This window comes from Burkholderia sp. Bp8963 (genome assembly GCF_003854275.1).
Lineage (GTDB): Bacteria > Pseudomonadota > Gammaproteobacteria > Burkholderiales > Burkholderiaceae > Burkholderia.
The window spans coordinates 13,224-27,293 of record NZ_QTQP01000016.1; the positions used below are offsets into that span (position 1 = coordinate 13,224).

General features: G+C 68.3%; 12 protein-coding genes. 4 read left to right on the plus strand and 8 right to left on the minus strand.

Annotated features, from left to right (window positions below; translation table 11 throughout):
• The first annotated feature begins 14 nt into the window (after positions 1-14).
• Positions 15-1,349: a homogentisate 1,2-dioxygenase gene (hmgA, locus tag DID96_RS15580; protein WP_124600187.1), complete on the plus strand. Its 1,335-nt coding sequence runs from the start codon at positions 15-17 to the stop codon at positions 1,347-1,349.
• Positions 1,346-2,653 (plus strand): fumarylacetoacetase, encoded by a 1,308-nt coding sequence (gene fahA / locus DID96_RS15585; protein WP_124600188.1) that lies wholly within the window; start codon positions 1,346-1,348, stop codon positions 2,651-2,653. The genes hmgA and fahA overlap by 4 nt, the downstream gene beginning before the upstream one ends.
• A gap of 64 nt (positions 2,654-2,717) precedes the next feature.
• On the opposite strand, the gene DID96_RS15590 is transcribed toward fahA, so the two are convergent.
• From DID96_RS15590 to DID96_RS15615, 6 genes are all read right to left on the minus strand, one after another.
• The gene (locus DID96_RS15590) at positions 2,718-3,878 is read right to left on the minus strand and encodes an MFS transporter (protein ID WP_124600189.1); all 1,161 of its coding nucleotides are present in this window, start codon (positions 3,876-3,878) and stop codon (positions 2,718-2,720) included.
• A 133-nt stretch (positions 3,879-4,011) separates the two neighbouring features.
• Positions 4,012-5,181 (minus strand): MFS transporter, encoded by a 1,170-nt coding sequence (locus tag DID96_RS15595; RefSeq protein ID WP_124600190.1) that lies wholly within the window; start codon positions 5,179-5,181, stop codon positions 4,012-4,014.
• A 144-nt stretch (positions 5,182-5,325) separates the two neighbouring features.
• Positions 5,326-6,063 carry a 5,6-dimethylbenzimidazole synthase gene (gene bluB, locus DID96_RS15600; protein WP_124600191.1) on the minus strand — a complete coding sequence of 246 codons (738 nt, stop codon included), beginning with the start codon at positions 6,061-6,063 and terminating at the stop codon, positions 5,326-5,328.
• A 166-nt stretch (positions 6,064-6,229) separates the two neighbouring features.
• Positions 6,230-7,228, minus strand: a complete 999-nt coding sequence (locus tag DID96_RS15605) for a 2-hydroxyacid dehydrogenase (protein WP_124600192.1) — start codon at positions 7,226-7,228, stop codon at positions 6,230-6,232.
• A 30-nt stretch (positions 7,229-7,258) separates the two neighbouring features.
• Entirely contained in the window at positions 7,259-8,242 is a 984-nt protein-coding gene (locus DID96_RS15610) for a LysR family transcriptional regulator (protein WP_124600193.1), read from the minus strand.
• Positions 8,243-8,650: 408 nt separating this feature from the next.
• A complete protein-coding gene (locus DID96_RS15615; protein WP_124600194.1) occupies positions 8,651-8,974 on the minus strand; it encodes a hypothetical protein in 324 nt (107 codons plus the stop codon).
• Between the two features lie 12 nt (positions 8,975-8,986).
• Here DID96_RS15615 and DID96_RS15620 point away from each other — a divergent pair, with 12 nt between their 5' ends.
• Entirely contained in the window at positions 8,987-10,198 is a 1,212-nt protein-coding gene (locus DID96_RS15620; RefSeq protein ID WP_124600195.1) for an alanine--glyoxylate aminotransferase family protein, read from the plus strand.
• A gap of 64 nt (positions 10,199-10,262) precedes the next feature.
• On the opposite strand, the gene DID96_RS15625 is transcribed toward DID96_RS15620, so the two are convergent.
• Positions 10,263-11,138: a helix-turn-helix domain-containing protein gene (locus DID96_RS15625; protein ID WP_185732272.1), complete on the minus strand. Its 876-nt coding sequence runs from the start codon at positions 11,136-11,138 to the stop codon at positions 10,263-10,265.
• 247 nt (positions 11,139-11,385) lie between these two features.
• Here DID96_RS15625 and DID96_RS15630 point away from each other — a divergent pair, with 247 nt between their 5' ends.
• Positions 11,386-12,276, plus strand: a complete 891-nt coding sequence (locus tag DID96_RS15630) for a DMT family transporter (protein WP_124600197.1) — start codon at positions 11,386-11,388, stop codon at positions 12,274-12,276.
• 199 nt (positions 12,277-12,475) lie between these two features.
• Here DID96_RS15630 and DID96_RS15635 read toward each other — a convergent pair whose 3' ends face one another.
• Complete coding sequence (locus DID96_RS15635) at positions 12,476-13,690, minus strand: MFS transporter (protein ID WP_124600198.1); 1,215 nt, start codon at positions 13,688-13,690, stop codon at positions 12,476-12,478.
• Between the last annotated feature and the right edge of the window lie 380 nt (positions 13,691-14,070).

Below are 14,070 nucleotides of genomic sequence, written 5' to 3' on the forward strand. Positions count from 1 at the left end.
GGAGAACTGAAACGATGACGCTTGACCTGTCGAAACCGGCGAATGCCGGCTACCTGAGCGGATTCGCGAACGAATTCGCAACCGAAGCGCTGCCGGGCGCGCTGCCGCACGGCCGCAATTCGCCGCAGCGCGCGCCGTACGGGCTGTACGCGGAGCAGCTGTCCGGCACTGCGTTCACCGCGCCGCGCAGCCACAACCGCCGCTCGTGGCTATACCGGATCCGCCCCGCGGCCGTACATCGGCCGTTCGAGCCGTTCGCGGGCCCGCAGCGGCTCGTGTCCGAGTTCGGCGATTCGCCCGACGTGCCGCCGACGCCGCCGAACCAGTTGCGCTGGGACCCGCTGCCGATGCCGGTCGAGCCGACGGATTTCGTCGAGGGCTGGGTGACGATGGCAGGCAACGGCTCGGCCGCCGCGATGAACGGTTGCGCGATCCACCTGTATGCGGCGAACCGCTCGATGCAGGACCGCTTCTTCTATAGCGCTGACGGCGAACTGCTGATCGTTCCGCAAGCGGGGCGGCTGCATATCGCGACCGAAATGGGCCGGCTCGACGTCGAGCCGTTCGAGATCGCAGTGATCCCCCGCGGCGTGCGCTTCACGGTCGCGCTGCCCGATGGCGACGCGCGCGGCTACATCTGCGAGAACTTCGGCGCGCAGCTGCGCCTGCCGGATCTCGGCCCGATCGGCTCGAACGGGCTCGCGAACCCGCGCGATTTCCTCACGCCGCAAGCCGCCTACGAGGATCGCGAAGGCGCGTTCGAACTGGTCGCCAAGCTGAACGGCCGCCTGTGGCGCGCGGACATCGGCCATTCGCCGCTCGACGTCGTCGCGTGGCACGGCAACTATGCGCCGTACAAATACGACCTGCGCCTGTTCAACACGATCGGCTCGATCAGCTACGACCATCCCGATCCGTCGATCTTCCTCGTGCTGCAATCGCCGAGCGATACGCCGGGCGTCGACACGATCGACTTCGTGATCTTCCCGCCGCGCTGGCTCGCGGCCGAGGACACGTTCCGCCCGCCCTGGTTCCACCGCAACGTCGCGAGCGAATTCATGGGGCTCGTGCACGGCGCGTACGACGCGAAGGCCGAAGGCTTCGTGCCGGGCGGCGCGAGCCTGCACAACTGCATGTCGGGCCACGGCCCGGACGCGGACACGTTCGAGAAGGCGTCCGCGAGCGATACGACGAAGCCGCACAAGGTCGACGACACGATGGCGTTCATGTTCGAGACCCGCACGCTGATCCGGCCGACGCGCTTCGCGCTCGACACCGCGCAGCTGCAGGCGGACTACTTCGAATGCTGGCAAGGCATCCAGAAACACTTCAATCCGGAGCAACGATGAGCGACACCCCCGAACTTCGCGCGACGCTCGACCCGGCGCGCAAGAGCTGGGTCGACGCGGCGAACGATCCCGCGTGCGACTTTCCGATCCAGAACCTGCCGTTCGGCATCTTCAGCGATGCGAAGCAAACGGCGCGGCGTGCGGGCGTTGCGCTCGGCGACCAGATCGTCGATCTCGCGGCACTCGCGCGCGCGGGCCTCGTGACGCTGCCGGCCGGCGCCGGCGACGTGTTTGCGCAACCGACGCTGAACGCATTCATCGCGCTCGGCCGCGATGCGTGGCGCAGTGTGCGCGTGCAGCTGAGCGAGCTGTTCGCGCGCGACGCCGCGCGGCTGCGCGACGATGCGATGCTGCGCGCGCAGGCGCTCGTGCCGCAGCGCGACGCGACGCTGCATCTGCCGGTCGACGTGCCGGGCTACACCGATTTCTATTCGTCGAAGGAGCATGCGACCAACGTCGGCTCGATGTTCCGCGATCCGAAGAATGCGCTGCTGCCGAACTGGTCGGAGATGCCGATCGGCTACAACGGCCGCGCGTCGTCGGTGATCGTCAGCGGCACGCCGGTGCGGCGCCCGAACGGCCAGCTGAAGCTGCCTGACCAGGAGCGTCCGGGGTTCGGCGCGTGCCGCAAGCTCGACATCGAGCTGGAGACGGGCTTCATCGTCGGCAAGGGCAACGCGCTCGGCGAGCCGATCGCCTGTGAGGATGCCGAAGCGCACATCTTTGGCATGGTGCTGCTGAACGACTGGAGCGCGCGCGACATCCAGCAGTGGGAATACGTGCCGCTCGGGCCGTTCAACGCGAAGACGTTCGCGACGACGATCTCGCCGTGGATCGTCACGCTCGATGCGCTCGAGCCGTTTCGCACCGCGCAGCCGGAGCAGTCGCCGCAGCCGCTGCCGTATCTGCAGCACGCGGGCCGGCACGCGTTCGACATCGCGCTCGAAGTGACGCTGCGCGAGGAAGGCGCGGCCGAAGCGACGTCGATCTGCCGCACCAACTTCAAGTACATGTACTGGACGATGGCGCAGCAGCTCGCGCATCACACGGTCGCGGGCTGCAACACGCGGGTCGGCGACCTGATGGGCTCGGGCACGATCAGCGGGCCGACGAAGGATTCGTTCGGCAGCCTGCTCGAACTGACGTGGAACGGCAAGGAGCCTGTCGCGCTGAATGGCGGCGGCAGCCGCACGTTCATCGAGGACGGCGACGAGCTGACGCTCAGGGGCTGGTGCCAGGGCGACGGCTATCGCGTCGGGTTCGGCACCTGCGTCGGGAAGATCCTGCCGGCGTTGAAGGCGTAACGCGCAACGCGTGATGCGCATGCATCGGACGGCCCGCATCGTGCGGGCCGTCGTCGTTTGGGCGTCAGACCGCGCGCTGCAACGCGGCCCGGCGCTCCCACAGCGCGGCCGCGACGAACGCCGTGACACAGACGATCAGCACGCCGATCAGCGCGTTGCTGCCGATCTGCTCCATCAACGCACCCGCGACCAGCGGGCCGCCGAAGCTCGCGGCGCTCCACGACGCCGACACGAGCGAGCTGGCGGTGACGAGCGCGGCGCCGCGGAAGCGCTCGCCGCACGCGACGAGCGACAGCGTGTAGATGCTGCCGGCCGCCGCGCCGAGCACGAACAGCAGCGGCCAGCAGAGCCACGGATTCGCGATGACGAACGGCAGCAGCGGCAGGCCCGCGAGCACGATCCAGCCCGCGCCGAGGTGCACGCGTTCGCGGCCGAGCTTGTCCGCGAGCCAGCCGATCGGGAATTGCATCGCGGTGTCACCGAACAGCATGATCGACGCGAGCAGCACCGCGGTGCCGCTCGCGACGCCGTGATCCATCGCATAGAGCGGCAGCAGCGACAGTGCGAGCGTATCGAACAGCGCGAAGAACCCCGTGCCGATGATGAGCGCGGGCATGCGCGGCAGCACCGCGAGCCAGTGATCGTGCGCTTCGTGATGCGCGTCGTCGTCCGCGAGCGGCGCGCGGCGGATCGATGCGAGCGACGGCAGCGCGAGCAGGAATAGCGCGCCGCACAGCGCGAAGCGGATGCCGGTGAAGCCCGCGATCTGGCTGATGAGCACCGGGCCCGCCATCTGGAACAGCGTGAAGTTGGTCGCATAGATCGCGACGACGCGGCCGCGCGTCGAATCGTCGGCGAGCTGGTTGACCCATGCCTCGCCGATCGTAAACAGCAGCATCAGCGCCGCGCCGCACAGCACGCGCAGCACACCCCACACGACGAGGTTCGACGTGAACTGCATCAGGGCGGTTGCCGCGGCGAGCAGCAGCACCGATACGACGATCGCGCGGCGCGCGCCGATGCGGCGTGCGAGCACGGTGACGAACGGCACGATCGCGAGGCCGCCGCCGGCCTGCGCGGCCGTCAGCATGCCGACGACGTTGGTGCCGTGCCCGGCTTCGGTCAGTGCGAGTGCGGTGAGGGGAAGGGTCGCGCCGGTGCCGAGGCCGACGACCGCGACGCTCAGGATCAGCGCGAGGAAATCTCGATTAATAATGGCTTTCATTGCGCGAGATGCTACACCGGTGACCCGAAGCGGTCCATGAAGGCCATCAGGTGCGCAGGGGGGGCGCGCGCGCCGGCGGCGCACCGCGCGGCCGGGCGACCGTGCGATACGTTGTCTCGGTTACACGTCGCGGTTACACGTATTCGGTCGGCGCGGCAACCGGGCGGCGTTCGAGCGACGCCGACCACAGCGTCAGCGCGAGCGCCGCGACGGCCATCGCGACGCCGACCCACGGCAGGTTCACGAGCGGGATGCCCGCGCCGATCGCCATCCCGCCGAGCCATGCGCCCGTCGCGTTGCCGAGGTTGAACGCGCCCTGGTTGAGCGTCGACGCGAGATTCGGCGCGTCGCTGGCGCGATCGACGATCAGGATCTGCAGTGGCGGCACGATCGCGAACGCGAGCATCCCCCACACGAAGATCGTTGCGAGCGCAGCGAACGGCATGTGCATCGTGCCCGCGAACAGTGCGAGCACGACGCCGATCAGCGCGAGCGACGCGATCAGCGACGGCATCCGGCGCCAGTCGGCGAGCTTGCCGCCGAGCGTGCCGCCGACCGTCAGGCCGAGGCCGAACAGCAGCAGCACGTAGGTGACCTGACGCGGCGAGAAGCCGGTCACGGCCTCGAGGATCGGCGTGATGTACGTGAACACGCTGAACAGGCTCGCGGACGCGAGCACGCTGATGCCGAGCACCATCAGCACCTGCGGGTGCTTCAGCACGCTGAATTCGCGCGTGATGCTGGTGTCGGGCATCGCGAGATTCTTCGGCAGGCAGACCGCGAGCGCGGCGGCCGCGGCGATGCCAATGCCCGTCACCGCCCAGAACGTCGCGCGCCAGCCGTACGCCTGGCCGAGCGCGGTGCCGAGCGGCACGCCGAGCACGTTCGCGAGCGTGAGGCCCGTGAACATCAGCGCGATCGCCTGCGCGCGGCGGTTCGGCGCGACGAGGTTGCTCGCGACGACCGAGCCGATGCCGAAGAACGCGCCGTGGCAGAACGCGGTGACGACGCGTGCGGCCATCAGCACCGTGTAGCCGGGCGCGATCGCGCAGAACAGGTTGCCGGCGATGAACAGCCCGATCAGCCCCATCAGCGCGCGCTTGCGCGGCATCTTCGCGGTGACGACGGCCAGGATCGGCGCACCGATCGTCACGCCGAGCGCATAGCCGGACACGAGCATCCCGGCGGCCGGGATCGACACGCCGAGATCGCGGGCGACGTTGGGCAGGAGCCCCATGATCACGAATTCGGTGGTACCGATTCCAAATGCGGCGACGGCAAGGGCAAATAGAGGGAGTGGCATCGCGGTGGGCCCGGAAAAAGCCGCCGGGCGCGGGATGCGCAACGCAGGCGGAGGAGGGTGTCAGCCGCGATTCTACTTCAGTGAAAACCCTTATGCTGGGGGCCTGATCGGTTGTTGCCGGCAAGCGACGGGGCGGGGGCAGGCTCAGTCGGCGCCGCCGGCCGGCGCGGCGGACTCGCTGGATTCGCTGGTTTCGCCGGGCGTGCCTGACGCGCCTGACGTGACGGATTCCCCCGATTTGCCCGCCGCACCATTCCACCCGTTCTCGAACAGGCACGCTTCGAGCGGCATTCGCGCGGCCCAGCGCTCTTCCTCGAGCATCGGCTTCGCATAGAACGCGTCGACGTGCCCGAGACAGAGCACCGCGATCGGCTTCGCGCCGTCGGGCATCCCGAGCAGCGTGCGCAGCGCGTCGACGTCGAACAGCGACACCCAGCCCATTCCGAGCCCCTCGGCGCGCGCCGCGAGCCACATGTTCTGGATCGCACACGCAGCGGACGCGAGATCCATCTCCGGCAGCGTGCGCCGGCCGAACACGTGACGCTCGCGCCCGTCGGTCAGCGCGACGACCAGCAGTTCGCCGCATTCGCGCACGCCTTCGACCTTCAGCCGCATGAATTCGTCCTGGCGCTCGCCGAGCGCGTCGGCGGTCGCGCGGCGTTCGGCCTCGACGAGCGCATGGATGCGCGTGCGCAGCGCAGGATCGGTGATGCGGATGAAACGCCACGGCTGCATGAATCCGACGCTCGGTGCGTGGTGCGCCGCGCGCAGCAGCCTCGCCAGCACGGCCGGATCGACGGGCGCCGGCGTGAAGTGGCGCATGTCGCGCCGTTCGAAAATGGCGCGGTAGACGGCGGCGATGGCGGGATCGTCAAAACGCATGAGCGGGATGGGGCAGGGGTGACGTCGGCGCAACGATAGCAGACGGCAGGCAGGCGACGTTACTTCAGTTGAAACAAAATGCGGGATAGTTAATTGATGCGCGCGGGAACGAGGCAGTGACCGCGGCAATGGCGACAACCGCGGCAACCGTCATGCGCGCCGATCGTCAGCGGTTCGCCGCGACGACGTTCTGCGGCGCCCCCGCATGCCAGGCCTCGATGTTCAGCAGCGTCGTGTGCGCGATCTCGGCGAGCGCCTCGCGCGTGAAGAACGCCTGGTGCGACGTGACGATCACGTTCGGGAACGTCAGCAGCCGCGCGAGCACGTCGTCCTGCAGCGGCTGGTCCGAGTGATCCTCGAAGAACAGGCCGCTTTCCTCCTCGTACACGTCGAGCCCGAGGTGGCCGAGCTGGCCGCTCTTCAGCGCATCGATCAGCGCCTGCGCGTCGACGAGCCCGCCGCGGCCGGTGTTGATCAGCATCGCGCCGTGCTTCATCTGCGCGAGCGTCTGCGCGTTGATCAGGTGATGCGTCGACGGCAGCAGCGGGCAATGCAGGCTGACGATGTCGGCGTGGCGCAGCAGCTCGTCGAGCCCGACGTAGCGGGTGCCGTACGCGATCAGCTCTTCGTTGTGCGGTGGCACCGAGTGCGCGAGCACATGCATCCCGAAGCCCATCATGATCTTCGCGAACACGCTGCCGATGATGCCGGTGCCGATCACGCCGACGGTCTTGCCGTGCAGGTCGAAGCCGAGCAGGCCGTTCAGCGAGAAGTCGCCTTCGCGGGTGCGCGCGACGGCGCGCGGCAGCCGGCGGTTGAGCGCGAGAATCAGCGCGACCGCATGTTCGGCGACCGCATGCGGCGAATACGCGGGGACGCGCACGACCGTGATGCCGAGCCGCTCGGCGGCGGCGAGATCGACGTGGTTGAAGCCCGCCGAGCGCAGCGCGATGAGCCGCGTGCCGCCATCCGCGAGCCGTTCGAGCACCGCCGCGTCGACGGTGTCGTTGACGAACGGACAGACGACGTCGTAGCCGTGCGCGAGGATCGCGGTCTCGGCGTCGAGATGCGACGGCTGGAAGTGCAGCCGGTAGCCGAACTGCCGGTTCGCGGCGACGAACGAATCGTCGTCGTACTGGCGACTGCTGAACAGGATCACGCGCACGCTGGACCTCCGGAGGCTGACGTGCGCAGTTTACTGCAGCCCCGTGACGACGTCGGGGCGATCGGGCGCGCGCGCATCGTGCAGGAACGCATAGCCGGCCTGCGCGCGGGCCGCCTGCGTGCCGAAATGGTCGAGCGTGTGCTCGACGAAGCTGCGGGTGCGCGCGGGCACGAACTGGCGATTCGGGTAGACGAGCGACAGCTGCGCGTCCGGATCGTCGATCCGGTAGCCGGGCAGCAGCCGCACGAGCGCGCCGGTGTCGAGCGCGTCGGCGGCGAGGTCCTCCGGCAGCACCGCGATGCCCGAGCCCGCGAGTGCGGCCGCCTGCACGAGCGACAGCTGGTTGACCGTGCAGACGGGGCGCACCGTCACCGCGTGCATCGCGTCGTCCGGCCCGAGCAGCCGCCACGCGCTCGCATGCTGGTGCGGCGCGAGTGCGATCCAGTCGTGCCGCGGCAGGTCGTCGGGCGCGCGGGGCTCGCCGCGCCGCTCGAGATAGGCGGGCGCCGCGCACGCGACGAGCGTGTTCGGCGCGAGCGCGTGACCGATCAGCGCCGGGTTGCCGTCGAGCCGGTTGCCGGTGACGATGCCGACGTCGTAGCCCGTATCGAGTACGTCAAGCGGGCCTTCGGCGATCGTGAGCTGCACGCGCAGCTGCGGAAAGCGGCGCTGGAAGCCGGCGACGAGCGGCGTCAGCGCGCGCGGCGACAGCAGGCCGGACGCGACGACGCGCAGCGTGCCGACCGGTTCGCGTACCGCATGCGTGACCGACGCTTCGAGGTGGTCGAATTCCTCGAGCAGCGCGCGGCATCCGTCGAGATAGCGCACGCCGGCCTCGGTGAGTGACAGGTTGCGCGTCGTGCGGTGGATCAGTCGCGTATTCAGATGCCCCTCGAGCATCGCGATCGAGCGCGTGACGAGCGCATTCGACACGCCGAGTTGATGCGCTGCACGCCGGAAGCTCTGCTGCTCGGCGACGCAGACGAATACACGCATGGTCTGAATCTGGTTCATGGCTCTCGCGTATTTTTTGTTGGCCCGGTTGATTGATTATGGTTGTGATTTCCCGTCGCGCAAGCCGAATTAAGCGATGCGCGACGCCCATTTCGCCCTCGCGTCGAAAACGGGTTTTTTTGATTACGTTGGTGATTGTTCATTAAGGCAGCGATATCCGTCAACCTGCGAAAAGGGCGGGTTGCGAAAAATCGGGCGTCGGCGTGCCGAAACGACGGCCGACTGCGACGGCGGTGACAGCTCGAAGCACATGTGATTTTTCGAGGCACGCCTGATGAATGAATAAAATAGGCTTATGAATCAATGAATTGATGGCGTTGACGGTGAATATTGCCGGCGCATTTCGGAATGCGGGCGCAATGTTGGCTGCTTTAGCGGATTTTTACAGATGGTTGGCGGATTTGGATGTCAAATCGCTATGTGTGATTTTATGTTGCACTTGCTTTTCGGTGCGGGCGTGGAACCGGCGCTCAATCGGAGCAGTGCGGGAATCGTGACCGGGTGACGGAGAAAATCGCGCGTATGGAACCGCTTCGCGACGGATTCGGATGCGGCGCGCAAATGCGCGGGCGAATCGGATGACGGCCGCCCGGCAGCCGCGCATATCCCGAGGCGGCGCCGCCGCGCCGCCTGCCATTTAATCGTGCGTCCCTCTTGCGCATTGCAGCGGAACGCGGAATGATCGATGGATTCGCCGCAATGTGCGGCGAGCGTGCGTTTCCCTTCCTTCACCCGTTTTCAGCCATGTCCATCGATTACTCGCCGATTCCCTGTCCCGTCGTCGTGCCGCTCGACGCGATCCTGCCCGAAGAACCGCTGCTGATGATGGGGGCCGGCCCGGTTCCGATCCCGGCCGCCGTCGCGAAGGCGAACACGATCGTGATCAACCACCTCGGCGCGACGATGGCGAAGATCATCGAGCAGGTGAAGGAGATGGCGCGCTACGTGTTCCAGACCCGCACGAAGTGGGTGCTCGGCGTCGCGGGCCCCGGCTCGGCCGCGATGGAAATGGCGATGTCGAACCTTGCCTGGCGCGGCACCCGCGTGCTGTCGATCCGGAACGGCTTTTTCAGCGCGCGGATGGCGGAGATGGCGACGCGTGTCGGCGCCGACGTCTCGGTGCTCGAGGTGCCCGACCGCGCGGTCGCGAGCCTCGAAGAGATCGCCGACGCGCTCGCGCGCGAGCGTCCCGAGATCGTCACGATCGTGCACGGCGAGACGTCCAATACCGTATGGAACCGCGACCTGCGCGACATTGCGGCGCTCGCGAAGGCGGCGGGCGCGCTCGTTGTCGTCGATGCGGTGTGCACGCTGTCGACGATGCCGCTGGAGATGGATGCATGGGGCATCGACGCGGTGATCACCGGCGGGCAGAAGGGCCTGTCGTCGATCCCCGGCGTGTCGTTGATCGCGTTTTCCGATGCCGCGTGGGAGCGGATGAAGAGCCGCCCCGAGCCGAACTCGCACTGGTGCCTCGACATGGCGCTCGCCGAGAACTTCTGGCACAACGCCGGCTATCACTACACCGCACCCGTATCGGGCGTGCTCGCGCTGCATGAGGCGCTGCGGCTCGTCTGCACGGAGACGCTCGAAAGCCGCTTCGCGCGCCACCTGCGCTGTTCGCTTGCGCTGCAGGCGGGCGTCGAGGCGATGGGGCTCAGGCTCTATGCGCCGAAGCCGTGCCGGCTCAATTCGGTGGTCGGGATCGAGACGCCCGAAGGCCTCACGCCGGGCATGATCTGCGGACACATCTCGAAGCAGTACCAGGTCGAGATCGCCGGCTCGTTCGGCCTGCCGATCGTGCGGATCGGCCAGATGGGCGAGCAGTGCCGCGAGCACAACCTGTTCCGCACGCTGCACGCGTTCGGCCGCACGATGGTCGACCTGAAGGTGCCGGTCGATCTGCCGGCCGGCGTCGCGGCGCTCGAGCAGGAATTGTCGCGGCGCGGCGAGTAAGCGTGTCAACCTGAATCGACTGGCGGCCCGGTTGTACGGTCCTTCGTGATCGGAGAGGCGGGCTTCAGCGTCCCTGCATCGCCCGCCGGTACGTGTTCGGCGTCGTGCCGTGCGCTTCGCGGAAGCGATGGCTGAAATGGCCGGCGTTCGCGTAGCCGCATGCGGCGGCAACCTGCGCGAGCGGCAGCGACGTCGTGCGCAGCAGCATGCGCGAGCGGGCAAGCCGCTGCTCGGCGATCCACGCGTGCGGCGCGCGGCCGAACGACAGGCGAAACATCCGCGAGAAGTGGTATTCGGACAGCGCGGCGACGTCGGCCAGTTCGCCGAGCGTCAGCGGCTGCATCAGGTGGGCGTCGACATAGTCACGCACGCGGCGGCGCACCGCGGGCGCGAGGCCGCCCTTGAACACCGTGTCGGTGCGCATCGCGCTCTGCCCGCGCAGCAGCAGGCTCAGCATGTCGTGCGCGGTTTCGTTCACGCGCAGCCGGCCGTCGGTGTCGTCCCAGTTTTCCAGTGCGAGCGAACGGCACAGCGCCGCGACGCGCGCATCCTCGAAATAGGTGCGGTCGGCGAGCTGCAGCTCGCGCGGCTCGCGGTCGAGCTCGCGGATCGCGCGCTGCGCGAAGTGCTCCGGCAGGAAGTACAGGTGCACGAAGTGCATCTCGCCGCGCACCCACCAGCGCGATTCATGGTCGCCCGGCAGCGCGCACAGCAGGCTCGGCGCGCCGTAGCCCGGCACCCTCTGCCGCTCGGTCCGGTAGCCGCCTTCGAGATAGCACGACAGCGTGTGATGCCCGGGCTGGTCGTAGATCGTCTCCGCCTCTTCGGTGATCCGCGTCCATTCGGCGATCGCGAGATGGTCGCCGAGCCACGCGAAGCGCTCGAGCGTCGCGTTCGCCTCCGCGAGCGTGCGGCACACCGACTGCAGGCCGAACGGCATCTCGCCGCCGGTGGCGGCGGCAGCTGCGGCCGCTACCGGCACGGCGGGCACGGCGGGCACGGCGGGCACGGCGGGCACGGCGGGCGGGGCGGAAGGGGGGATGCGCATGATGACGGAGTATAAGCGCGCCAGCGCGGGCCCGTTCCGCCTGCCGGGAAAAGACCGCAATTCCGGACAATCTGCGCGCGCCGCGCGGCGGCATAGTCGGGGATCCCGCTTTCATCGCGCTTTTATCCCGATTTCCGTCATGAACCTGTCGCTCTATATTCTCACCGTCCTGATCTGGGGCACCACCTGGATCGCGATCAAGTGGCAGCTCGGCAGCGTGCCGCCGCCGGTGTCGATCGCGTGGCGCTTCTGGCTCGCGGCGGCGGTCATGTTCATGCTGCTGCGCGCGATGCGCCGGCCGATCCTGCCGCCGCGCGCCGCGTGGCGCTACCTCGCCGCGCAGGGCTTCGCGCTGTTCTGCCTGAACTTCCTGTGCTTCTATTACGCGGAACGGGTCGTGCCGAGCGGGCTCGTCGCGGTGATCTTCTCGACCGCGCCGCTGCTCAACTCGATCAACGGCCGGCTGTTCATGGGCCGCCCGCTGCGGTCGTCCGCCGTCGCGGGCGCGCTGCTTGGCCTGACGGGCATCGCATGCCTGTTCTGGCAGCAGATGGCAGGCCACCTCGACGACCACGCGACCTGGATCGGCCTTGCGATCGCGTTCGCCGGCACGATGTGCTTCTCGGCCGGCAACCTGCTGTCGAGCCGCATGCAGTCGATGGGGCTCCATCCGCTCGCGACCAACGGCTGGGCAATGCTGATCGGCGCGACGATCCTGACCGTCGGCAGCGCCGCGGCCGGGCTGCCGTTCGCGGTCGACCCGAGCCCGCGCTATCTCGGCGCGCTCGTGTACCTCGCAGTGCCTGGCTCGGTGATCGGGTTCACCGCATACCTGACCCTCGTCGGCCGCATCGGGCCGGAACGGGCCGCCTATTGCACGGTGCTGTTTCCGATCGTCGCGCTGGCCGTGTCGACGGTGTTCGAGGGCTACCAGTGGTCGCCGCTTGCAGTGGTGGGGCTGCTGCTGGTGCTGGCCGGCAACCTGGTCGCGTTCGACCTGACGCGGCGCCTGTTTCTGCGGACGGCGTGACGGTCGCAGCTCCCGTCCCACGCCTGATCCAAGCCTGAAAAGACAAAACCCCACGCTCCTGAAAACGTGGGGTTCGTCGTTCATTCGAGCCGCCCGCGCGCTGCAGGCGGCTTGTCCTTTGTCCTTTGTCCTTTCGTCCTTTTGTCCCTTTGCCGGACCCGCTGCGGCCGCGTGAAATCCGCCGGCCGGCACGCGCCGCTCAGGCCGCCGCGCCGCGCCCGGCCACGCGAGCCTGCCGCTGGTACAGCAGCATCGACAGCGCAACGCCGGCCGCCGACGCGACCGCCGCGAACAGGAACACCTGCGGATAGCCAAACGCGCCGGCGACGTAGCCCGCGAGCGGCCCCGTGATGCCGAGCGACAGGTCGAGGAACACCGAATAAGCGGACAGCGCCGCGCCGCGGCTCGCGGGCGGCACGAGCGCGACCGCCTCGACGCCGAGCGCGGGGAAGATCAGTGCGAAGCCGAAGCCGGTCAGCGCCGCGCCGACCAGCGCGACGTGCGGCACCGGCGCGAGCCACAGCAACAGCAGCCCCGACGCTTCGAACGCGAACGACACGATCGCGACGCGGAACCCGCCGTAGGTCTTGATCATGTTCGCGAACAGCAGGCGCGCGCCGATGAACAGCGTGCCGAACACGGTCAGCGACAGCGCGGCGTTCGGCCAATGGCGCGCCGCGTAGTACAGCGTGACGAAGGTCGCGATCGAGCCGAAGCCGGCCGAGCCGAGCGCGAGGCCGAGGCCGTGCGGCAGCACGCGCGTGAACACGCTCGCATACGACATCCGTTCGCCGTGCACGACCGGCACCGCGGCGATCAGGCGCGCGAGGTAATAGCCGAGCGCCGCGAGCGCGACCACGATCACGCCGATCAGCGCCGGGTTCAGCACATGCGCGATCGCGACGCCGACCGGCGCACCGAGCGCGAGCGCGCCGTAGGTCGCGATGCCGTTCCACGAGATCACCTTCGCGTTGTGCGTGATGCCGACGCGGCCGATCCCCCACAGAATCGCGCCGGTGCCGCACAGGCTTTCGCCGACGCCCAGCACGAGCCGGCTCGCGACCAGCAGCACGAGGCTCGCGGCGGGCCAGTGCGCGAGCAGCAGCGCGACGAGCAGCAGCACGCCGGACACGCCGCAGCCGATCAGCCCGCGCACTACCGTCTGCTTCGGGCCGAGCGAGTCGGCGAGCCGCCCGGCGAGCGGCCGCGACGCGAGTGTCGCGAAATACTGGACGCTGATCGCCGCGCCCGCGACGATCGCCGAAAAACCGAGGTCGTCATGGACGAAGCCCGGCAGCACCGCGAGCGGCAGGCCGATGGTCAGGTAGCAGATGAACGTGAAGCAGACGACGGAGATGATTTGCAGCGTGACGGCAAACCCGCTGCGCGGCGTCGAGGCGGAATCGGTTGACATGGGGTCGGAACGTTGAGCTGAACGGCGCAAATAAGGGACGAAAAGGGACGGACGGCGGCCGAAAATGGAATCGGGATTTTCCCATGGAACCGGTTTTCTCGCAGGTACCATTTAGTTAATCGGCACCTGATTCCGCTCATGATCCGCCCGAAACTCGCTCATCAGCCGCTCATTCCACGCCCAGGACGCCCGCGCAGGCCGCCACGCGCGCATTTCACGCAATCGGGCGACCATGCGTGACAGGCGGAAACCCGCGCCGGGCCACATATCGCCGCAGTTATATGGGCCGCATGCGCGATGGGCTATGGGTTGCGGAATTTGACGGTGATAGCGTTCAAACTGTCAGAGAAGACGACGGTCCGCTGCATCGGCGCGGGCCG

Excerpts from the sequence above, each read along its gene's own strand:
- bluB (WP_124600191.1), bottom strand. The coding sequence starts at position 6,063 with ATGCGTTTTGACGATCCCGCCATCGCCGCCGTCTACCGCGCCATTTTC.
- DID96_RS15625 (WP_185732272.1), bottom strand. The coding sequence starts at position 11,138 with ATGCCGTTCGGCCTGCAGTCGGTGTGCCGCACGCTCGCGGAGGCGAAC.
- DID96_RS15610 (WP_124600193.1), bottom strand. The coding sequence starts at position 8,242 with ATGAACCAGATTCAGACCATGCGTGTATTCGTCTGCGTCGCCGAGCAG.
- DID96_RS15630 (WP_124600197.1), top strand. The coding sequence starts at position 11,386 with ATGAACCTGTCGCTCTATATTCTCACCGTCCTGATCTGGGGCACCACC.
- DID96_RS15590 (WP_124600189.1), bottom strand. The coding sequence starts at position 3,878 with ATGAAAGCCATTATTAATCGAGATTTCCTCGCGCTGATCCTGAGCGTC.
- hmgA (WP_124600187.1), top strand. The coding sequence starts at position 15 with ATGACGCTTGACCTGTCGAAACCGGCGAATGCCGGCTACCTGAGCGGA.
- DID96_RS15620 (WP_124600195.1), top strand. The coding sequence starts at position 8,987 with ATGTCCATCGATTACTCGCCGATTCCCTGTCCCGTCGTCGTGCCGCTC.
- DID96_RS15635 (WP_124600198.1), bottom strand. The coding sequence starts at position 13,690 with ATGTCAACCGATTCCGCCTCGACGCCGCGCAGCGGGTTTGCCGTCACG.
- fahA (WP_124600188.1), top strand. The coding sequence starts at position 1,346 with ATGAGCGACACCCCCGAACTTCGCGCGACGCTCGACCCGGCGCGCAAG.
- DID96_RS15595 (WP_124600190.1), bottom strand. The coding sequence starts at position 5,181 with ATGCCACTCCCTCTATTTGCCCTTGCCGTCGCCGCATTTGGAATCGGT.